The sequence below is a fragment of the Cognatundibacterium jejuense genome, from assembly GCF_014284255.1.
GTDB classification, from domain to species: domain Bacteria; phylum Pseudomonadota; class Gammaproteobacteria; order Burkholderiales; family Burkholderiaceae_D; genus Undibacterium; species Undibacterium jejuense.
In genome coordinates, this window is record NZ_JACOFV010000001.1 from 364,451 (window position 1) to 385,451 (window position 21,001).

Annotated in this window: 23 protein-coding genes; 5 read left to right on the plus strand and 18 right to left on the minus strand. The window is 46.2% G+C overall.

Annotated elements, in window-relative coordinates; translation table 11 throughout:
- Positions 1 to 186: 186 nt before the first annotated feature.
- The 13 genes from H8K32_RS01710 to H8K32_RS01770 form a co-directional block, all read right to left on the minus strand.
- Positions 187 to 1,800 carry a sensor histidine kinase gene (locus H8K32_RS01710; RefSeq protein WP_186910726.1) on the minus strand — a complete coding sequence of 538 codons (1,614 nt, stop codon included), beginning with the start codon at positions 1,798 to 1,800 and terminating at the stop codon, positions 187 to 189.
- 202 nt (positions 1,801 to 2,002) lie between these two features.
- The gene (gene iscX, locus H8K32_RS01715; RefSeq protein WP_186910727.1) at positions 2,003 to 2,197 is read right to left on the minus strand and encodes a Fe-S cluster assembly protein IscX; all 195 of its coding nucleotides are present in this window, start codon (positions 2,195 to 2,197) and stop codon (positions 2,003 to 2,005) included.
- 35 nt (positions 2,198 to 2,232) lie between these two features.
- The gene (gene fdx / locus H8K32_RS01720) at positions 2,233 to 2,571 is read right to left on the minus strand and encodes an ISC system 2Fe-2S type ferredoxin (protein ID WP_186910728.1); all 339 of its coding nucleotides are present in this window, start codon (positions 2,569 to 2,571) and stop codon (positions 2,233 to 2,235) included.
- 101 nt (positions 2,572 to 2,672) lie between these two features.
- Positions 2,673 to 4,538, minus strand: coding sequence for a Fe-S protein assembly chaperone HscA (hscA, locus tag H8K32_RS01725; RefSeq protein ID WP_186910881.1), 1,866 nt, complete (start codon positions 4,536 to 4,538; stop codon positions 2,673 to 2,675).
- A 63-nt stretch (positions 4,539 to 4,601) separates the two neighbouring features.
- Positions 4,602 to 5,105 carry a Fe-S protein assembly co-chaperone HscB gene (gene hscB, locus H8K32_RS01730; RefSeq protein WP_186910729.1) on the minus strand — a complete coding sequence of 168 codons (504 nt, stop codon included), beginning with the start codon at positions 5,103 to 5,105 and terminating at the stop codon, positions 4,602 to 4,604.
- Positions 5,106 to 5,122: 17 nt separating this feature from the next.
- A complete protein-coding gene (gene iscA, locus H8K32_RS01735; RefSeq protein WP_186910730.1) occupies positions 5,123 to 5,446 on the minus strand; it encodes an iron-sulfur cluster assembly protein IscA in 324 nt (107 codons plus the stop codon).
- A gap of 42 nt (positions 5,447 to 5,488) precedes the next feature.
- Positions 5,489 to 5,875 carry a Fe-S cluster assembly scaffold IscU gene (gene iscU, locus H8K32_RS01740; protein WP_186910731.1) on the minus strand — a complete coding sequence of 129 codons (387 nt, stop codon included), beginning with the start codon at positions 5,873 to 5,875 and terminating at the stop codon, positions 5,489 to 5,491.
- A gap of 64 nt (positions 5,876 to 5,939) precedes the next feature.
- Positions 5,940 to 7,193 (minus strand): IscS subfamily cysteine desulfurase, encoded by a 1,254-nt coding sequence (locus H8K32_RS01745; protein ID WP_186910732.1) that lies wholly within the window; start codon positions 7,191 to 7,193, stop codon positions 5,940 to 5,942.
- Positions 7,194 to 7,209: 16 nt separating this feature from the next.
- A complete protein-coding gene (iscR, locus tag H8K32_RS01750; protein WP_186910733.1) occupies positions 7,210 to 7,692 on the minus strand; it encodes a Fe-S cluster assembly transcriptional regulator IscR in 483 nt (160 codons plus the stop codon).
- A gap of 176 nt (positions 7,693 to 7,868) precedes the next feature.
- Positions 7,869 to 8,072: a VF530 family protein gene (locus H8K32_RS01755; RefSeq protein ID WP_186910734.1), complete on the minus strand. Its 204-nt coding sequence runs from the start codon at positions 8,070 to 8,072 to the stop codon at positions 7,869 to 7,871.
- Between the two features lie 23 nt (positions 8,073 to 8,095).
- On the minus strand, positions 8,096 to 8,821 hold the full coding sequence (locus tag H8K32_RS01760) for a transporter substrate-binding domain-containing protein (protein WP_186910735.1): 726 nt from the start codon (positions 8,819 to 8,821) through the stop codon (positions 8,096 to 8,098).
- A gap of 282 nt (positions 8,822 to 9,103) precedes the next feature.
- Entirely contained in the window at positions 9,104 to 10,615 is a 1,512-nt protein-coding gene (amaB, locus tag H8K32_RS01765; protein WP_186910736.1) for an L-piperidine-6-carboxylate dehydrogenase, read from the minus strand.
- 146 nt (positions 10,616 to 10,761) lie between these two features.
- Positions 10,762 to 11,853 carry a saccharopine dehydrogenase family protein gene (locus H8K32_RS01770; RefSeq protein WP_186910737.1) on the minus strand — a complete coding sequence of 364 codons (1,092 nt, stop codon included), beginning with the start codon at positions 11,851 to 11,853 and terminating at the stop codon, positions 10,762 to 10,764.
- Between the two features lie 198 nt (positions 11,854 to 12,051).
- Between H8K32_RS01770 and H8K32_RS01775 the strand changes: the two genes are divergently transcribed.
- The gene (locus tag H8K32_RS01775; RefSeq protein WP_186910738.1) at positions 12,052 to 12,498 is read left to right on the plus strand and encodes an Lrp/AsnC family transcriptional regulator; all 447 of its coding nucleotides are present in this window, start codon (positions 12,052 to 12,054) and stop codon (positions 12,496 to 12,498) included.
- Positions 12,499 to 12,522: 24 nt separating this feature from the next.
- Here H8K32_RS01775 and H8K32_RS01780 read toward each other — a convergent pair whose 3' ends face one another.
- Both H8K32_RS01780 and H8K32_RS01785 read right to left on the minus strand, forming a co-directional pair.
- A complete protein-coding gene (locus tag H8K32_RS01780; protein WP_186910739.1) occupies positions 12,523 to 12,846 on the minus strand; it encodes a hypothetical protein in 324 nt (107 codons plus the stop codon).
- Between the two features lie 120 nt (positions 12,847 to 12,966).
- On the minus strand, positions 12,967 to 13,284 hold the full coding sequence (locus H8K32_RS01785; protein ID WP_186910740.1) for a hypothetical protein: 318 nt from the start codon (positions 13,282 to 13,284) through the stop codon (positions 12,967 to 12,969).
- Between the two features lie 207 nt (positions 13,285 to 13,491).
- Here H8K32_RS01785 and H8K32_RS01790 point away from each other — a divergent pair, with 207 nt between their 5' ends.
- Positions 13,492 to 15,696, plus strand: a complete 2,205-nt coding sequence (locus H8K32_RS01790) for a prolyl oligopeptidase family protein (RefSeq protein ID WP_186910741.1) — start codon at positions 13,492 to 13,494, stop codon at positions 15,694 to 15,696.
- 77 nt (positions 15,697 to 15,773) lie between these two features.
- Here H8K32_RS01790 and H8K32_RS01795 read toward each other — a convergent pair whose 3' ends face one another.
- Positions 15,774 to 16,670 (minus strand): LysR family transcriptional regulator, encoded by an 897-nt coding sequence (locus H8K32_RS01795; RefSeq protein WP_186910742.1) that lies wholly within the window; start codon positions 16,668 to 16,670, stop codon positions 15,774 to 15,776.
- A gap of 379 nt (positions 16,671 to 17,049) precedes the next feature.
- Here H8K32_RS01795 and H8K32_RS01800 point away from each other — a divergent pair, with 379 nt between their 5' ends.
- From H8K32_RS01800 to H8K32_RS01810, 3 genes are all read left to right on the plus strand, one after another.
- Positions 17,050 to 17,595, plus strand: coding sequence for a carboxymuconolactone decarboxylase family protein (locus H8K32_RS01800; protein ID WP_186910743.1), 546 nt, complete (start codon positions 17,050 to 17,052; stop codon positions 17,593 to 17,595).
- Positions 17,596 to 17,690: 95 nt separating this feature from the next.
- The gene (locus tag H8K32_RS01805; protein WP_186910744.1) at positions 17,691 to 18,044 is read left to right on the plus strand and encodes a CZB domain-containing protein; all 354 of its coding nucleotides are present in this window, start codon (positions 17,691 to 17,693) and stop codon (positions 18,042 to 18,044) included.
- Positions 18,045 to 18,141: 97 nt separating this feature from the next.
- A complete protein-coding gene (locus tag H8K32_RS01810; protein WP_186910745.1) occupies positions 18,142 to 18,753 on the plus strand; it encodes a pyridoxamine 5'-phosphate oxidase family protein in 612 nt (203 codons plus the stop codon).
- 204 nt (positions 18,754 to 18,957) lie between these two features.
- On the opposite strand, the gene H8K32_RS01815 is transcribed toward H8K32_RS01810, so the two are convergent.
- Together H8K32_RS01815 and H8K32_RS01820 are read right to left on the minus strand one after the other, a co-directional pair.
- A complete protein-coding gene (locus H8K32_RS01815) occupies positions 18,958 to 19,752 on the minus strand; it encodes a LytR/AlgR family response regulator transcription factor (protein ID WP_222612978.1) in 795 nt (264 codons plus the stop codon).
- Positions 19,749 to 20,894 (minus strand): sensor histidine kinase, encoded by a 1,146-nt coding sequence (locus H8K32_RS01820; protein ID WP_246447063.1) that lies wholly within the window; start codon positions 20,892 to 20,894, stop codon positions 19,749 to 19,751. The genes H8K32_RS01815 and H8K32_RS01820 overlap by 4 nt, the downstream gene beginning before the upstream one ends.
- Positions 20,895 to 21,001 lie beyond the last annotated feature (107 nt).

Sequence of the window (21,001 nt, forward strand, 5' to 3'; positions counted from 1 at the left end):
TCTATCGGTCATAAAAACCACGACTTTTGGATCTTTTTTTTGCAGTGCGCAAAAAAGTTCATGATGTATTTTACGCATTTGGTAATTCAATCGACGGGACTTTAAGCTGTTCTTCCTGCTAGCAAGGGACGTATTTTCTTTTTTCTATTTCCTCTGGCTGCAAACATGATGACGTTTTGAGTCTAATTACCCCTCGTTGAGCAGTGGATCTTTGCCATCCCTGTCGCCAGGCGCGATCAACGGCAACTTGATTTCAAATCTCGAACCGCGGTTCGGTACACTGGATACGTGGATGGTTCCGCCCAGAACATTGGTGATGATATTGAATGTGATACTTAAACCTAGCCCACTTCCACCTTGACCAAACTTGGTGGTGAAGAATGGCTCAAAAATCCGGTTGATAATTTCTGATGGAATACCTTTGCCATCGTCAGTAAAGATCACCATGACATAATCGCCCATCTTTTCTGCTGTGCAAAGCATGTGTCCTTCTGTGCGTCCTTCCAAGCCATGGATCACCGAATTGTTGACGAGGTTGGTGAAAACTTGCCCAAGTAAGCCAGGGTAGCTATCAAGCTGGATATCTTCTGGAATATCCAATTCTAGTGTAAAAGGAGTTTTCCGTAGGCTGGAGTGGAGCAGTGCAGTCAGCTCTTGCAACATGACTAGTAAGCCGAAAGTGCGTCTTTGAGCACTCGATTGATCGACCGCAACTTGTTTGAAATCTCCGACTAAATGCGCAGATTGTTGCAGGCCACGTAATAATAATTTAGTCGAATCCAAAGCGGTGACGGCATATCGTGTCAGGTCCGAGCGCCTAATTTGTCCGCCTTCTACCATTTGCAGCAGGTGACGGGTTTCTTCTTCCAGAGTACTGGCGACCAGTAAACAGTTGCCAAGAGGGGTGTTGAGTTCGTGGGCGACACCCGCAACCATGGAACCTAAAGCGGCCATGCGCTCTACGCGGGCAAGTTCGGCTTGTGCGGAATTAACGTTGTTAAGTGCTGCCTCCAGGTTTTGATTCACACTTTCAAGCTCTTGCGTACGTTGACGCACTTTGGACTCTAGTGTGCCGGAATATTCGAGCAGCTGGTGATTTTTTACTTCAAGTTCGCCAAACGAGCGTTTTAATGCTTGTCGGGTTGCTTCCAAGCTATTTGCAAGGTGACCCAGTTCATCTTCGCGATTGAGTGCAATCGGGTCATTCAGTTCGCCGTTAGCGAGGCGGTCAGACTCGTCCATGAGCATTCTGACGGGTTGTACCAGACGCCACTGAAGAACCAGCAAAATGAAAAAAATTGCCATGAATAAAGATAGCACTGCAGTTGTTACGTAGCGTCGGAAGTCCGAACGTAAACTTTCTTGCAGCAAATCTTCTGCCAGGGTCAGACGGACTTCACCGATAACTTGACCGCCATGCTTGATTTCGCGCGCCATCGTCGTAAATGGCCCTTTTTGGGTTTGGCGTCGTACGCTATTTTTAATAAATTCTTTTCTATCGGGGAGGGTGATAACCTCAATAGTTGCTACTCGTGGATCGGAATACACCACTTCGCTCGAGATATTCGCTATTTCTGGCGTAATTTGCCATAGCGGTTCGCTCAAAATGACTGACAAGATTTCGACCAGGCGATTATGATCTTCGGCGTTTCGCGCGCGAGCAGCGATTTCTATGCTGTTGATGTGATATGGAATTAAGAACGTCGCTGGAACAGTGAGTCCAAAAACTACCGCTAAAATGATAGCTAGTCTGAGAGTAATACGGCTGCGAATGGCAGAAAAAATGTATCTAAACCGCATTGCAATATCCTTGTGCGTCGCTGTTCTGTGGGGTGCTGCTAAAAGGCACGCTATGCGCTTCGCTTTTATGAACCTAGTCAGAAATATGCAATAGTTGCAACCAACTTGGGTATCAATGCGTAGACAATCTAGAAATACTAAGAGTTTTTCTTATTTTGAGCAAGAAGATGATAGTCCGTGCACTGACATGTAACAACAAAGTTTATTTTGACTCCTCTATCCACGCCATTTGTATGGCTTCCAATACTTTTTCTCCGCCTCGCAAGTGATCGTCGTCGAAACCGTCCAAATCAACTACCCAGTTATGTAAATCAGTAAAGCGCACCACCAGAGGACTGACATCCGGATATTTGTCGTACAAAGCGGCGGCAATTTCATGAATGTCAGACCATTGCATTTGTTGTCCCTTGATGAACCTCTTCGAAGCTCACATTAGTGATTTTCGCGCGCATGATTGATAGTGTACTTCGGAATTTCGATGGTGATGTCTTGTTGACCTAATTTAACCTGACAAGATAGTCTGGATGTTGCTTCCAGTCCCCAGGCAGCATCGAGTAAATCTTCTTCGTCATCAGTTGACCCGTTTAGTGAACGAAATCCCTCGCGTATAACGACGTGGCAGGTGGTGCAAGCGCACGACATTTCGCACGCATGTTCGATTTCCACGTCGTTTTCAACTAAGGCTTCGCATAGGGATTTTCCTTCATTAGCTTCAATAATCGCGCCTTCGGGGCAAAGCTGAGCGTGGGGTAGAACGATAATTTTTGGCATGCTATTCTCGATTTTTGTCTATGTAAGTGCTTTTATACCCAGATCAAGACTGCGCGCATCTGGATATTTGTCTGCGAATTAACGGTACTTGTTTTTGCTGATTAAGCAATGTCATCCAATTTTTTTCCTGCCAACGCGCTACGGACACTCTGATCCATGCGGCGAGCAGCAAATTCTTCCGTGCCGCTTGCTAAATCGGAAATGGCAGTGTGTAGCATCTCATGGTTGTCTTGCTGCATTTGTATTCTGACGGTTTGCATGAGCTGTGCAATCACTGCAAATTCCGCCTCTGAAACCAAATGACGGTCGGCGTCTAGCGCAGATTGTGTGGCGAGCAATATTCTTTCTGCTTCGACTTGTTCTTCGCGCAGCGCGCGCATTTGCATGTCGGCATCCGCAGAACTGAATGAATCTTGCAGCATACGTGTGATATCGTCATCGGCGAGGCCGTAAGACGGTTTAACATTAATTGTCGCTTCGACACCGGAACGCAGTTCCCTTGCTGAGACAGAAAGCAAACCATCGGCATCAACCTGATAAGTGATGCGGATACGTGCAGCGCCAGCAGCCATTGCTGGAATACCACGCAGTTCAAACCGGGCTAAAGAGCGGCAATCACTGACTAATTCCCGTTCACCCTGAACCACATGAATTGCCATTGCTGTCTGACCATCTTTGAAGGTGGTAAATTCTTGGGCACGTGCGCAAGGAATGGTGGAATTGCGTGGAATAACTTTTTCTACTAATCCACCCATGGTTTCTACACCAAGTGACAATGGAATTACATCCAGCAATAACCAATCGTCGCCCGGTGCGCGGTTACCGGCCAATAAGTTAGCTTGAATTGCTGCGCCAAGTGCGACGACTTTATCTGGATCGATATTGGCGAGCGGGGTGGTTTCAAAGAATTCGCCAACCGCTTTACGTACGTGAGGCATCCGCGTGGCGCCACCAACCAAAACCACACCATCAATATCATCGCTCGACAAGCCTGCATCGCGTAAGGCTTTGCGGCACGGTGTAATGGTTTTAACGACCAGATTTTGCGTCATTTCTGCGAATACGCTGGCAGTGATTTGCAAATGCACTGTTTCACCGGAATTCAGTTTGGCATCAATGAAGGTGCTTGGTTTGCTGGATAAAATTTCCTTGGCTTCACGTGCTTTGACCATTAGTAGGCTAGTATCTTCGTCGGATAGTGGCGCCAATTTGGATTCTTGTAATATCCAGCAAAACAGTCGATGGTCAAAATCATCTCCGCCTAGTGCAGAGTCGCCACCAGTAGACAACACCTCAAATACACCTTTGCTCATCTTTAAAATAGAGATGTCAAAGGTGCCGCCGCCTAAATCGTAAACAGCGTAAGTGCCCTCTGAGGCATTGTCCAGGCCATAGGCAATTGCCGCGGCGGTAGGTTCATTTAGCAAACGTAATACATTGATCCCAGCGAGTTTGGCCGCGTCTTTAGTCGCCTGGCGCTGTGCATCGTCAAAATATGCAGGAACGGTGATCACGGCGCCGACCAAATCGTCGCCAAGCGCGTCTTCTGCTTGTTGACGTAGCGTCGCCAAAATCTGAGCGGAAATTTCTACCGGGCTTTTAATACCAGCAATCGTTTTCAATTGAACCATACCAGGCTCATCATGAAAATCGTAAGGCAGATTCTCAGTGTAAGCGATATCTTTTAAGCCGCGCCCCATAAAACGTTTGACGGACACAATGGTGTTTTTGGGGTCGTTGCTTTGCTCTGCCTGAGCTTTAAAGCCTATGTGCGCATGACCATTCGGTAAATAGCGAACGACTGAAGGCAATAGTGGGCGGCCCTCTTCGTCGTTCAAAACTTCGGGGATACTATTGCGTACGGTCGCAACTAATGAATTGGTCGTGCCCAGATCTATACCTACCGCCAAACGATGCTGGTGAGGTGCGGTGGACATGCCTGGTTCGGAAATCTGCAATAAAGCCATGGTATCTGAGGAGGATGGCGAGCCATCAAATGGGCGCAAAAAAAAGCGCAAGGTTAATCGAAATTACTCTTCCAGTGCAGCGATATCAGCAATGAATTTTTCTAAAAACATGCAGGTACGAATCTCTTGTGCCGCGGTGGCAAAGTCTGGCTTGCTTAGCTCACTTCCGACCTGCAATAATTTCGCTTTTAAAGCGTTACGCAGCTCTTTTTCCAGTGCGTAAAGTGCATTTTGGTCATTCGCCTGGCGCGCATCGTCAAATGCCTCGCGCCATTCCATTTGCTGCATTAAAAAACTAGCAGGCATGCTGGTGTTGGATTCAGTTTGTAGATCTACACCTTGCAATTCACACAGATAAGTTGCACGCTTAAGCGGTTTTTTGAGTGTCTGATAGGCTTCGTTAGCGCGGGTTGCCCATTGCATGGCAACCCGTTTCTCAGCGTCACTGGCTTGGACAAATTTATCAGGGTGAACTTGATTTTGCACTTCGTGATACGCACGATCGAGCTGACTCATGTCCAGTGAAAATTGTTGAGGTAACTGGAAAAGCTCAAAATGGTTTTGCATAACAGTATTCTGACGGGCTAGATGCGGAAACTTTCGCCGCAGCCGCATTCGTCTTTGACGTTAGGGTTGTAAAATTTAAAACCTTCATTCAACCCTTCGCGTGCGAAGTCGAGTTCAGTGCCATCGATGTATGGCAAGCTTTTAGGATCAACGAATACTTTTACGCCGTGTGATTCAAATACTGAATCGTCCGATCCTACTTCGTCTACATATTCAAGTTTATACGCCATGCCTGAGCAGCCTGTGGTGCGTACGCCAAAGCGTAGGCCTATGCCTTTGCCGCGACGTTCCATGTAGCGAGTCACGTGTTTTGCTGCTTTTTCTGTGAGTGTAATTGCCATGCTGCTCCCCATCTTTACTGCGTCAATTCTTCGCTATGCTTTTTACGCCGCGCTATGCTTGTTTTTGTAATCAAGTACTGCTGCTTTGATCGCATCTTCTGCCAGAATGGAGCAGTGGATTTTGACAGGTGGCAATGCCAACTCTTCAGCGATGGCTGTATTTTTGATTTCCAGTGCTTGGTCCAGCGTTTTGCCTTTGACCCATTCCGTCACCAAAGAGGAGGATGCAATTGCTGAGCCGCAGCCGTAAGTTTTGAACTTGGCGTCTTCGATCACGCCATCTGCGCCAACCTTGATCTGCAATTTCATGACGTCGCCGCAAGCCGGTGCGCCAACCATACCAGTACCGACGCTGTCATCACCTTTTTCAAAGGCGCCGACGTTACGTGGATTTTCGTAGTGATCTAAAACTTTGTCTGAGTATGCCATTTTAATGCTCCTGAATATTTGTGCTCTGTGCCTTCTGATGAAACTATTTTCAGTCAGAAATTAATTAATGTGCCGCCCACTGAATGGTCGAAATATCGATGCCGTCTTTATACATGTCCCACAGTGGCGATAAAGCGCGCAATTTCTCGACTTTAGTTTTCAATAAATTGATGGAGAAGTCGATGTCTTCTTCTGTTGTGAAACGGCCAATCGTGAAGCGAATGGAGCTATGGGCTAATTCATCACTGCGACCTAAAGCACGTAAAACGTACGACGGTTCCAAACTGGCAGAAGTACATGCTGATCCAGAAGAAACAGCGATGTCTTTAATTGCCATGATTAGTGATTCACCTTCAACATAGTTGAAACTGACATTCAAATTATGCGGAACACGATGGTCCATGTCGCCATTGACGTAGGTTTCTTCAATTTCTTTGAGGCCATTCGCCAGACGATCGCGCATGGCGCGAATGTGGCTTAACTCGCTTTCCATCTCTTCTTTTGCCAGACGAAACGCTTCGCCCATGCCCACGCATTGATGTGGAGCCAATGTGCCGGAGCGGAAGCCGCGTTCATGACCGCCGCCGTGCATTTGCGCTTCCAGGCGTACGCGTGGCTTGCGGCGAATGTACAGAGCGCCAATGCCTTTAGGGCCGTAAGATTTGTGGGCAGAGAAAGAAACCAGATCAACTTTTACTTTTTCCAGATCGATTTCTACTTTACCTGTTGCTTGCGCTGCGTCGGAATGGAAGACGATGCCGCGTTCACGGCACAATTCACCGATTTCCGCGATAGGTTGAATGACGCCAATTTCATTATTAACCCACATGACGGAGACCAGAATAGTATCAGGACGAATTGCTTCTTTTAACTGTTCAATCGTGATCAGGCCATTGTCTTGTGGTTGCAGATAGGTCGCTTCAAAGCCTTGGCGTTCGAGTTCGCGCACAGTATCAAGCACTGCTTTGTGCTCAGTTTTTACTGTGATGATGTGTTTGCCTTTGGCTTTGTAGAAGTTCGCTGCACCTTTCAGTGCGAGGTTATTACTTTCTGTCGCGCCGGAAGTCCAGACGATTTCGCGTGGGTCAGCGTTGACCAGCGCTGCAACATTGCCGCGTGCTTCTTCAACCGCTGCTTCTGCATCCCAACCGTACATATGACTGCGTGACGCTGGATTGCCAAATTGTGCGCGTAAAAATGGGATCATTTTGTCAGCGACACGCGGATCAACCGGCGTCGTCGCGGAGTAATCCATGTAAATAGGGAAGTGTGGTGACTTCAGTGTGTCCAGCAGACTTTGTTCCAGTGGTGCGTTCATTCAAGACTCCAAATTTTCAAGAAGCTGTGTGATTGACATGCGACTGATGCACGACAATGACTTGGTTTTCCGAGATTTTCTGTTTTTGTTGATTGACCAGATCCTGTAGTGAAACTGAATCAAGGTAATCGACCATTTTAGCGTTGAGGGTGGCCCATAAGTCATGGGTCATGCAGTGCAGCCCATTGCTCAGGTCACTGCCGTGGCAGTTACCTTTGCCGCCGCATTGCGTTGCATCAAGAGGTTCGTCGACAGCGATGATAATATCGGCGACGGTGACGTTTTGTGCTTTGCGGGCGAGATTGTAGCCGCCTCCTGGTCCTCGTACAGATTCTACGATTTCATGGCGGCGCAATTTTCCGAATAACTGCTCTAGATAAGACAAAGAGATATCTTGCCGCTGACTAATTCCAGCGAGCGTGACTGGACCTTTGTCCTGGCGCAATGCCAGATCTATCATGGCCGTAACGGCAAATCGTCCTTTGGTGGTGAGGCGCATACTGTTGCTCCGGTGCCTGTGGTACAAAATTCTGTATGCCCTGAGTTGTTGAGCATTTTGGTCAAGTATAGCAAACTTGAGTGATCTTGTCAGGTACTGCCAGATTTTGGATTTTCAGAGGGAAAGAGATGTATCGAGGCGGTTCAGAATGTGTAGAAGTTGACCATTGATCTTGATTATTCCGATTCAAGATATAGTTTTTCTACTTTTTCTCTCGCCCACGCCGTCTTGCGTAAAAATTTAAGGCTGGATTTTACACTGGGATCAGAAATGAAGCAGCGTATCTGAATTTTTTCGGCTAATCCGTCCCACCCGTATTGATCAACTAATTGGACGAGGATATTTTCGAGGGTGATGCCATCGAGCGATTTTTTTTGCATTTGGTAGTTTTTGTTGCTGTTTTTTATGGACTGAACCAAAGTTCTGGCCGATTCAGTGGCAATTTATTGCTGTCTAAGAGCGGGTTACTCAATTCTATGATGTTCCGATGTCGAATATCGGCTTTACGTGTCGATTCCTTATGATATTTTTGGAAAATGTTTTCAAATTGTCCGCTAGCCAAAATATGTTCCATGCCATTTTTGAGATCCTTGGCAAGACCGGCTCGGCGCGGCGAAACAAAAAAGTAATAGGCCGTTGGGTAATGCAAGACGATATGATCATCGATCGCTATCTTCAAATCGGAATGACTGGTCTGCTCACCCCATATTTCAAATATTGCTCTTGGAAAATAATCAAAGCGATTCACTTCTAACATTTTGAATAGTGCCTCATAGGTAGATGAGGTGATGACATTGATCTTGTTGCTTTGCAAAATATCTGTATCTGGCCAATCGTGTACTTGACCGGCATCGAGTTTATTTAAATCACTCAATGATTTTATTGGTTTTAGTATATCTTTATTTTTGCTACTGACAAATGAGATGCGCCAGCCGAGCATTCCTTTGTCGAGAGGAATTCGGATGGGAATTAACTTGGATTCGCGTTCATTGGTCGACATCGTCCAAACTAAATCTAGTTCACCCGTTGGCGAAATGGTCTCATTGATGGCACGTGTTTGCGGGTAGGCGATGCTGCTTGGCGTTAGCTGGTATTTACCTGGAAATATTTGCAGTGCAGCTTTTAACACGTCAAGGACGTAGTCAATGTGGGGGTCTATTTTGGCCGTCGAACGCGGATAGTAGATGGTTTCACTGCTGTAGACGTTACTCATTCCCAAAATGAAAAATGATAAGACGAGAAAGCAATATGGCAGGAAACGTTTGGGCATTAGTAACTGGTATGCAAGTTTCGGTAAAATGTTAAATGAATTTTAGCTGAAAATGCCACAAATAATACGATTGAGTGATAAATAAAAAAAGCTGCCAGATCGATCTGGCAGCTAGTAGATGAAGTTGATTGTCTGGCTAATTCAAATATCGAAACTAATTCCCTGTGCTAACGGCAATGCGTTGCTGTAGTTGAATGTATTGGTAGCACGACGCATATATGCTTTCCACGCGTCGGAACCTGATTCGCGACCACCACCCGTATCTTTTTCACCCCCAAAAGCACCACCGATTTCTGCGCCAGAAGGGCCAATGTTGACGTTGGCGATACCACAGTCACTTCCAACAGCAGAAACAAAACGCTCAGCTTCACGCATATCTGTCGTGAAAATGGAGGAAGATAAACCTTGCGGCACTTCATTGTTCCATTCAATCGCTTGTTGCAAATCGGTGTAGCGTACGATGTACATGATGGGTGCGAAGGTTTCATGGTGCATCGCTTGGGTTTGTGTCGGCATTTCAACTAATGCAGGACGTACGTAATAACCGGCTTCACATCCGGAAACACTGGTACGTTCACCACCAAACACTTGTCCCTGTTCATTTTTTGCGGCTGCTAATGCAGTCTGCATCGCATCAAAGGAGGCGCTATCAATGAGTGGTCCGACCAAAGTGGACTTATCGCGTGGATTGCCAATTGGCAGGCCAGCATAAATTTTCTTCAGACGTGGTACCAGCGTATCGTAAATGCTGTCGTGAACAAACAGACGGCGCAATGTTGTGCAACGTTGCCCGGCGGTACCGACTGCTGAGAATGTAATTCCCCTTACAGCCATTTCAAGATCGGCACTTGGTGCTACGATCATCGCATTGTTGCCGCCAAGTTCAAGGATAGTACGGGTAAGGCGTTTGGCGCATACTTCGGCGACCTGGCGCCCCATACGTGTTGATCCCGTTGCACTGACCAGAGCGACGCGCTTATCTTCAACCATTTGTGCGCCGGTTTCACGGCCACCAATAATCAATTCTGCTAACCCGGCTGGTGCATCGTTGCCAAATTTTGCTACCGCCTTCATAAACAGGGCGTGGGTAGCGATCGCGGTTAATGGTGTTTTTTCAGACGGCTTCCATGTCACGCTATTGCCACAAACAAAGGCTAGTGCTGCATTCCAGGCCCACACCGCTACCGGAAAATTGAATGCAGAGATGACGCCAACAACGCCGATTGGATGCCATTGTTCCATCATGCGGTGACCTGGCCGTTCGGAGGCGATTGTCAGACCGTAGAGTTGTCGAGACAGGCCGACAGCGAAATCGCAGATGTCGATCATTTCTTGCACTTCGCCTAAACCCTCTTGCAAAATTTTGCCTGCTTCAAGGGTAACGATTTTGCCCAGCGCTTCTTTGTGTGTGCGCAGTTCTTCGCCGAACAAGCGTACCAGTTCGCCACGACGTGGCGCTGGCACTTGGCGCCAGTGTTGAAATGCACTTTGAGCACGCGCAATGCGCGCTTGGACTTCCTCTGCATTGTCGGCGCGTAAGCTGGCTAAAGTCTTTCCGTCAATCGGTGAAATACTGAATATGTCGGAACCCTGATAGTCGTTTAATTGAACGCCGAGGCCCGCGAGTAGTGTTTGAAGTGTGGAATTATCCATGATCATCGCTTCGGAAAGTAAGATGGCGGATACGATCCATCAAGGAGTCCGCCATACAAATATAAAAAAACTGGTTTAACTAAGTCTGGTTTTTGACCGGCAATACTATTCCAGTACTTTTAAGTACGGGTCAACGTACTGTTTAATTATACGGCGTAATATTTACCAAAGCGATTGGCGAGGAAATCAGATAAATTGGTTTGTTCCTGACGTACCAGACCATGCTGTGGCAATTTGCCAGTAACCACCAGATCTACCATCGCGCAGATGCCTGAAGCTGTGGTCAATTGAATCGCTGATAGCAGTTGTCCATTAACGTTTTGGGCGTAGATTTTTTTCGCGTAGGATTCTTGCTCCAGACGGCCAGCGCGCATACCGACAACGCTGACGAAAACCAATACCACGTCCTGTTTGGTCATTGGAATCGAGGTTTCTAACACATCTTTAAGGATAGGGCGGCGTTCTAATTTGCCCAATTCCAGATCGCGAATTAGCATTTTCACGATATCGCGGTGACCAGGGTAGCGTACAGTTTTGTAGTTCAGGTTTTGTACTTTGCCTTCCAGACTTTCACACAATGTGCCTAAACCGCCAGACGTGTTAAAAGCTTCATAGTCGATACCGTCGAGGGAGAAGTGTTCGATTTCTTCCAGTGCTGCAGTTTCACGTAACTGGCCATCAACGATGGCTTCACAAGGATTGCAATATTCGTTGATCAGGCCGTCAGTGCTCCAGGTCAGATTGTATTTCAGCGCGTTGTTAGGGAAGGTTGGCAGGGCGCCAACGCGCATACTGACATCACGCAGTGTTTCGAATTTTTTTGCCACGTCATTTGCTACGATGGAGATGAAGCCCGGAGCCAAGCCGCATTGTGGAACAAATGCGCAATCTGCACCTTCGGCAAGCTGCTTCACTACACGTGTGCTTTCTACGTCTTCAGTCAGATCAAAGTAGTGAGAATTTGCTTCGCGCGCAGCACCAGCGATGATTGGGGTGAGGAAATACGGACAAGCTGACAACGTCACTTTGTGACCACGAATCAATTCAGTCACTACAGCTTTGTCGCCAAGATCAGCATGGACTACCCGTGTATGAGGGAAACCTGCCTGTTCCACGTACTTGAGACGTTCTGGATCACGGTCTGCAACGGTTATTTCATAGTCACCAGTGTGTGACAATAAATTCAGGATTGCATCGCCGATTTTACCTGCGCCCAACAGAATGAGTTTCGTTGCCATGATTTGTCTCCGGAAAGTTGTGGTTATTTGATGTTTGAAAAATGCAGCTGGGCTGATTTTTATTCACACTCAAAGTGTTGTTAATTTTGTTCCTGAGATAAGTCTAGGCTTAAGTTTTGTCAGATAATAGTGTCTAAGTTATCGTCATACTGCATGAAGGTAATACAATCTGACCATGATTTAATACAAAGTGACAAGATGAGACCAGAACTCGATGAAGTGGACAATAAAGTATTGGCATTGCTGATGGATGATGCACGATTGCCTGTTACTACGATTGCAAAGCTAGTAGGGATTGCCAGAACAACCGTTATTGCACGGATTGCGGCTTTGGAAAAACGCGGGGTCATTGCCGGATATGGCGTTAAATTAAGTCAAAAACTGGTACAGCCGGCAGTCCGGGCTTACGTAGGTCTATCGGTAGAGGCGCGCTATGCGGCAGGATTGATTAAGTATTTACAGCATTTGCCGGAAACTGAGACATTATGTGCCGTTAGCGGTGCTATCGACTACATGCTGACTTTGCGTTGTGATACCACTGATACACTCGATCGCTTATTGGATCAGATCGGCGCCATGGATGGCGTGCGTCAAACCTCGACATCCATTATTTTGAGCAAACGCATTGATCGCAGTGCAATCTAAAATTAACTGGATCAGATCTGATCATCAAGAGTTGCTGGCGGGTTTAACCTGGTTTTTTTTAGCCACAACACTGGGCTTTTTTGGTGTCAAATTGTCAGAGAAGTGCGTGTTAGACTGCATTAATACCTGTAAATGAATTGAGGCGCGGTCAACGCCGCTTCTGTCTAATAATGACGATAGTTGTGCATTTTCGGAATTGGCAGGTGCAGCTTGTGCGCTTTCTGTTTGAACTTTTTCTGACTGCCCTTGTGGAATCGACAAAGACGCCACCGCATAGGCATTGCCGCACATTAAGGCGGACAGAACGCTGATGGAAAACAAGCTGCGAAGTATAGTTTTATTTAACATGATTGCCTGCGGTTATTCTAAGTGAAACCAACAAATAAGCGTGCTGCAGAAAAATTTTACGCGTCCGACAAAATCATAATGTCGATATTGATAAAATGGCAGCTAATTTAATTATATCAATTAAATAACTAAAGCTGACTTTTTGTGTGCGTTAAGCTTATTTTGCAAGATTTTACTATCAACTTGGTTCATTGCAAGTTTTTGTTCAAGATTTAAGCGTTTTGCTTCAATGACGATTGTTTGCATTGCCAATCCTGATTGCGCGATATCGTAGGCGATTTTCTCTTGCTCAGACATTTTGTGCGCGCTAATTGTCACGCTTGGGATGGAGGCGACTGAAGCTGCATTCAATGGGCGGACGTTGGCGCTAGCGATGATAGTGAAGGCAATGGCTGCCAGAGTTACGAGGCTGATAGTGGCTTTATTTAAGGTTTTCATGATTTTCTCCGATGTTCTTTCAGTGAGTGTTAAGTCAGTTGCGATGTCATCACTTTAGGGAAAAAGAACCAAGGGTGCGGCCAGATTGCGATGAAATGCGGGATTTGAGGCATGAACTTCATTAAATACCTCCTGAAATGTCCGCTCATCCGGATAAAATCGAGGACTAATCGCTTGTTGATATGCAGAATTTCAAATGGAATGTGAATGCTAAAAAAATCTTTGCTTGGCTGCTTGCTGATGGGATCGATGGCGTTCCCAGCGCGTGCTCAACTTCAAACCTGGGGTGAGTATCCGGCCGTGCCACGTCCGATTCCAATTACAGGAGTGGCAAATAGTCGCGATTTGGGGCAGATTGATCCCTTGCGTGCCTTGCAAAATCTTGATGATTTGGCGGTGCAGTCCTGGCTCAGAAGGCAAAACGATTTAAGTCGTCAATTACTTGACCGTATCGATGGCCGTGACGAGTTGCTTACTCGGCTACGAGATCTTGATGTTGCTTCCCGCACCACAAAAAACGTAACGACCACATCATTGGTGATGACAGTTGTCGCCCCACCTAAGCCAAAAAGAACGGCACAAATAGATTTAAAAATCACTGGGGGTTTGATTTATTCCCAATTTGCTACAGACCAACGCGTCCGGCTTATTTTGCGAAACGAGCCTATTGGCAGTGAGCGTGTGCTATACGTTGAAAATTCCGGCGAACATCTGTTACGCGTGGCAGCTGCGCCAGATGCCAAGCATCTTGCACTCATGTTAGAGCAGCCATCTGGTGAAGTGTTGATCCGTATCGTCAGTGTGCCAGATGGAGAGTTCACAGACGACCATATTTTCTGTGCGTCGGCAGGAAGTGTTGCAGAGCCATCGATGATCTGGACTGCTGATAGTAGCGCGCTCATTTATAGTCAAAGCCTCGCTACAAGTAGCCTCAATAAAACCGATATCTGGCTGCATGTGATTGGTCAGCCACAAAAAAAAGACAAAATCATTATCGGAGCGCAAGCGACTGGTACGTTCGCAAAAAGCCTGAAGATGAGTTCACTGGACGTACCAGTGATTACTGCGTTGACAGGAACCCCGTCAATATTGCTTTCCATTTCGCATTCTGAGGAAAAAACAGAGGGTAGCGTGGGTGGAAAGGGGCGTAGCTATTTCTATGTCAATCAATCTGAAATAAGAACAACAGAGATTCCCTGGAAAAATTTCGCAATGCCCGTCGATAAAGTTCAGTCGCTGATACAGGAAGGTGAGCAGTTATTTTTGCTCAGCAATAAAAAATCTGCTAACGGTGAAATACTCAAAATGGATTTAAGTAAGGCAAGTGACAAGCTGCAGTTGAGTCAATTTAAAGAGCTGGTCAAAGCGAGCGCAACTGAAATTAAAGACATTGCTGTCAGTAAAACTCATTTGTTTTGGCATGCGCTTGCCGCTGACGATAGCAGAAGCAAACTGTTTAAGCTTGATCTCACCAATGGCGCACTTGCTGAACTCACTTTGCCAGAAAGTGGTGTTTTAACACAATTACATGTGGATCATGATACTGAATTACTGAGTTTTAATTTGAAAACTGCAAACGCGAGTGCTGGTGCCTACACAATGACGCCGCAAGGAAAAACCACAGTCGTCACTGCTGCGGTGCCCATGCAAAGTGAAGTCGTTAAAGATGGAAATCCGGTTGAGATGAGACCTTTATTGATTCCTGCTGCGGATGGACGGAGTCTTAGCGTGGATCTGAGTTATCTGCGTGGTTTCGAAAAGAATGCCAAACATCCGGTCTTATTGCGGATTGCGCCAGGCACGGATGTCGCCACGGAATTTGGGGATATGGCATGGCTAGAGAAGGGGGGCGTGATCGCAAATCTGAATATCAATGTCGCTGGAACACACTCTGCAAAAGTCGTCGATGCCGTCAGCGATATCGCAACTGTTGCGCGCTATCTGGTCATGGAGAACTACGCTTCACCTAAGAAATTAGTGGCAGAAGAAATACAATCCGGTAACAGTGCGTTAGTCAAAGCGATGTTGCGTCAGCCAGATTTGTTCGCAGCCGTAGCCGCGCACGCTGTTGCCAGCGAGGAATTGCCAAAGGCGCCCGGACTGATAAAGTCGAAAATAAACACACCAAGAACGGCCTACGCGGAATTGCGTGCAGATGTTGCCTATCCGGCGGTCTTGTTGACTGCAGATGCAAAAAACACGAAGGCACCAATCTGGATGGCGGCCAAATTGGCTGCTGGCTTGCAAATTTTAAGCTCGAATAAAAATAAACCAGTGTTGCTGCAAACAATGGCCCAAAGTACGACGACGGAAGACGCGCTTACGCAAAAAGCGAATCGTTGGGCATTCTTTTTATGGCAAACAGGAGTGCAGGAATTTTCTTTAAAACCCCAGCAAATTTTTACCAGATGATATTTTTGATCGGTCATCGAACTGGTCGTGAAAATATTCAATGACGGCGAGATATACTGATTTGTGTGAGTTATATACTACGGCATCACTTTTTCACGCAAGCGTTCCACCGCCAAGTCTAAAAATGCACGCACGCGCTGTGGTGCTCGCCGTCCTTCGCGGTGAACGATATGGACGGGCAATGCGGCAGGTTCGAATTCCGGCAGCACCGTTTTTAAATTACCCGATTGCAGATGTTCTGCGACTTGGTAGGAGAGCAGGCGCGCTAATCCAAATCCGCTGAGGGCCGCGGTGATCGCAGAATCATTGGTGGTGGTGGTCATTCTCGCCTGTAGTTTTATGCTTCGCGGGGCACCGTTTTCGTTTAATCGCCACTCGATATTAGGTGTAACGCTGCTGGCTGAAATGATGCTGTGTCGATGCAAATCGTCCGGAGAGCTTGGAATCCCATACCGAGCGAGGTAGCCTGGTGCTGCGCAAATCACCCTTCTAACGTGTCCCACGCGAATTGCTTGCATGCTGGAATCTGGTAAATCACCGATGCGAATTGCCACATCGACTCCTTCATCTAACAGATTTACAACGCGATCTAAAAACAGGCATGAGGCACTGACTTCGGGATAAAGGTTTAAATATTCTGTGATGATGGGCGTAACGTATTTATTGCCAAATAAGACTGGTGCGGTGATGCTGAGACGACCTCTGGGAGAGCTATGCATGCCGCTGACAGATTCGTCGGCTTCAGCCATTTCTGCAAGAATTCTGCGGCAATCTTGAACATACCTTTCACCCGCTTCGGTGACGCGAATGGTGCGAGTGGTTCGCGTCAAAAGTCGAAGCCCAAGCTGCGTCTCTAAATCGTTAATGGCTCTGGTAACAGCTGGTGGTGACATATTAAGTTTGCGCGCTGCAGCTGCAAAACCAAGTGTGTCAACCACGGCGACAAAAACAGTGATCAGGTGAAATTTGCTCATTGCGCCTCAATTTATTCTGATAAATGAAATGATTGAGTGATTTTATCAGTGATTACAACAATTTTTAGGTGTAATTGTTGTGTAATCATCAGCTCAATTCGTGACTAAGGCTCTCATTTCAACACGCTTAGGTTGAAAAGTAATTGGCAGGCCGCGAGAAGAATCTTATGAAGAAAGTCGCGAATAACACCGGACGCTACGATTGATCTTATTATTATTTCGAAAAGTGGAATAGTGAATTCAATTTTTCGACTATTCCATATCGTTTGTTAACTGAATATAGTTCACTCATTCGCTGGAAACGCAGCGACAGCCCGGGTAAAAATGCTTTTAACCAAGCCATCTAAACCTATTTTTTTATCGAATAAAGGAAATTATCATGTCACGTATCTCCATCCCTAGCGTTGAAACTTCCGTCGAAGCATCTAAGCCATTGCTCGCTGCGGTACAAAAACAATTGGGCGTAACGCCTAATTTGATGAAACTGGTTGGTCATAGTCCCGCTGCATTAGAGGGCTATCTGTCCCTCAATGGGGCGCTGGCCAAGGGTACGTTGAATGTGCAATTGCGTGAACGTATTGCATTGGTGATTGCTGAATACAACGGATGCGATTACTGCCTTTCGGCGCACGATTATCTGGGACGTCATGTCGCCAAAATCTCAAGCACTGAAATCGATGCAGCGCGCGACGGTCGTTCTGAAGACGCACGCACAGAAGCAGCTTTGCAGTTTGCTTTACGTGTAGCTCAGTCCCATGGTCGCGTGAATGATGCGGATTTGGATACTTTGCGCCTCGCCGGGTTCGATGATGCTGCTGTCGTTGAAATCGTTGCCAATGTCGCTGTGAATGTTTTAACCAATTACATTAACAACGTGGCGCTGACAGATATCGATTTCCCTGTTGTACGCGCAAAAACAGCATAAAGAAATGGCTTGATGCCGGAGCGAAACCAACCGATGTTTTAAGCGTTGATTTCGCTCCTTATCGTAATATTGACGAAGTCTGCTTAGGAGTGAATATGAATCTCGATAATGCTGTTGAAACCCACGCCCAGTGGAAAACCAAGCTCCGTTCGGCCATTGTGAAACGTGAGCAATTGGACTTGGCTACCTTGTCCAGAGACGATTGTTGCGAGTTGGGGTTATGGCTGCATGGTCCAGGCAAAGCGAGCTACGGTAAGTTGTCATCGCATGCTGATTGCGTGCACAAGCACGTACTTTTCCATAGCGAAGTGAGCAAGGTTGCTAAGGCAGTAAATGCTAATCAATTTGAGCTCGCCGATCGCTTGCTTAACGCCGGAACATCGTATGCAAAAGCTTCGAGTGAATTGGGTGTTTCTTTTTTGCGTTTGCGTAAAGAGGCGGGTATTTAGAGGCTTTGGATACCAATCATTTTCATTGAATCGGGACGATCATGCGTCGCTGTCGCAGACCGACTTGTTTTCCACGATATAAGGTTTGGATAGTGGTATGAATAAATTCGAATACATTAGCGACGTGGCGTTTACTCCTGCCGTTAAAACAATACAAGAGCGCAAAGGCTCACGTCACGCTTATGCGAGAATGGAACAGAATGGCTCGTGGGAGTCAATGATCACCCCTGAACTCGAAAACTACATTGCTGTTCAGGCCAGTTTTTATATGGCGACGGTGAATGCCGATGGTCAACCCTATATTCAGCACAGGGGTGGACCTGCGGGCTTTCTTAAAGTGCTGGATGCTCACACTTTAGCCTTTGCGGATTTTAGTGGTAATAAGCAATTTATTTCGCAAGGTAACCTTTCGGAAAATCCCAAGGTCCATCTATTTTTAATGGACTATGCAAACAGGCAACGAATTAAAATTTGGGGAGAAGCGAAAGTCATTGAGGATGATGTTGCATTACTACAGAGATTGATGCCACAGGGCTACGCAGCAAAGCCTGAGCAGATTATCGTCATTAAGCTAATTGCATGGGATGCCAATTGTCCGCAACACATTCCGGTGAGATTTGACGGCGCGAAGGTAAAAAACGCTTTGGATGAAAAAGACGCACGAATCAAAGCACTTGAAACTGAAATCGCCTCGCTAAGGCAGAAATGATTGTTAAAGTAAGACCAGGATTTAATACATTGCTTGGAAAGCTGAGAAGTTCAGTGTGTATATTTTTAGTGTTTATTTTAAATCTGTTCTGAAAACGGACGGGGAAAGAACAATGTGGATGAGCATAGATCAAGCTTGTCCTGGTGTGATGTATCCCTTTAATTTGCGGTGGACGGAAACTCTGGGCGATAATCAATTTTTTTCTCAATCGTTAATCCAATTTTTAACAGCCGAGATATAGCGTTCACTGACCAAGACTTGATTGCCACAGCGGAGCTCCATTTTATAGCTGTTGTCCGGCATTATTTGCATTTTTACGATTTGATCTTTGCGAATAATAGTGCTGCGATGTATGCGCAAAAAGATGGCGGGATCCAAATGCTTTTCAAGTAAACTCATTGATGCCCGATATAGTGTCTTTTTATCCTTCAAATGAAGCTGCATATAATTTCCTTGTGCTTCTATCCAGAACACGTCTTCGAGTGCAATACGCTCGATGCTGCCTATCGACCGTACACTGATAAATTGCCAATAATCTGTGGTTTGCTTGGTAGTAAGAACAGATTCGCTATTTGCATAGGCGCGCAGCGATTTGGCGTAGTTGGCTTGTTGCTTGAGTTGCAGCATCGTCGACGCACGTTCTAATGCAAGTTGCAGGCGGTGATCATCTAGCGGCTTAAGTAAATAGTCGAGCGCATGCAAATCGAAAGCTTCGATAGCATGCTCATTGAATGCCGTAATAAAAATAATCAAGGGGGTTTTTTCTTTTGACGCCAGTTCGCGTGCCAAATCCAGTCCTGATTCACGTGGCATTTGAATATCGAGGAAAATCACATCGATTTCCTCGGTCGCTAAGACTAAACGCGCATCGGCAACATTGCCGGCTTGAGCGACGACGTGCCATTCAGCATGTTCACTTAGTGCATAGTAGAGATTCTTACGACCCAACTCTTCATCATCGACGATCAGGGTGCGTATGGCATTTTCCGAGGAGCTCATAGAATCCTTTCAGGCTTTTGCAGTGGTATATGAATAGTCAATTCAAAATACTCCTGAGTTTTTTTTGTATGCAGTATAGCCTGACCCTCGTACAGTAAATCTAAACGTGTCTTCGTCTGCCCCAGTCCCATGCCTAAGCCAGGATTTGGCGTACTTTGTTGTCCCAGGCTATTTTTTAAATGTATGCGTAGTTGTTCGCCATGGAGTGAAAAGTGCAAAAAAATGCTGCATTGTTGTTCATGGCAATCCAGGTCATGACGCAATGCATTTTCAATTAAGGGTTGCAACAGAAGTGGAGGGCAATCGCCATGCATGATGGTATCGCTATCTCCTTGTATATGTACTTGTAAGCGCTCTCCATAACGCAGATTTTGTAGCGCCAGATAGTCACGAACAAATTGTAATTCATCGCTAAAGCGCACCCAATCTTTGCTGCTGGCATTGAGTGCGTAGCGCAGTAAATCGCTGAGTTGTCGTATTCCGGAAAGTGCTATTGGTTTTTCATTTGAACGTACCAGAGCACTGATCGCGTTGAGCGCGTTGAAAATGAAATGCGGTTCTAATTGCTGCCTTATTGAACGTAAGCGTTGTTGTTCCAAAGCCAGATGTAAATTTAAATTAGCCGTTTCCGCCTTCTGTAGTATTGCAGCACGTTCCTGACCTTGATGCCATATACAGATGGCAGTTACGACCGCAAAAGTACCAGTAAACCAAGCAAATTCGAGAAACCAAGTGAAATGATCATACGTGGCCAACGATAGCATCCAGTTGTACCAGTTTAATTCTTCAGATTGCCGCAAGGTTCTTGATGCTGCATTGTAGAACATGTGCAGAGGGTAAAAGCAAAGCGCAAGCCCCACATAAAGACGAGCAATTTTTTGTGCACTATTGATGATCGACAAACAATTACGCAATGTAATGAATAAAACGCTACTCATCAGGATAAGTGGTACGTGGTTATCTACCCAACTGAGCCATAGGCGATAGAAATCTAAGTTTCGCCCCTCTTTAAGTAAGTCTTGAAAGTTGCCCGCAGCACCTACGGTACAAATACCAAACCAAATCGTTAAGTTAATGAGAAGCGCACTGAATATCTGTGTTGAGGACATTCTCGTTGTCGGCACTGCGGTTAATGTTGGCATTTGTTTGACGTTATGGTGAATGATGCATGGATTTAACCATGCTTGAGAAGCAGTATAGCAGTGGCTAATTGGGTTTGAATATAGCCAACTCTACCCTTTCATCACAC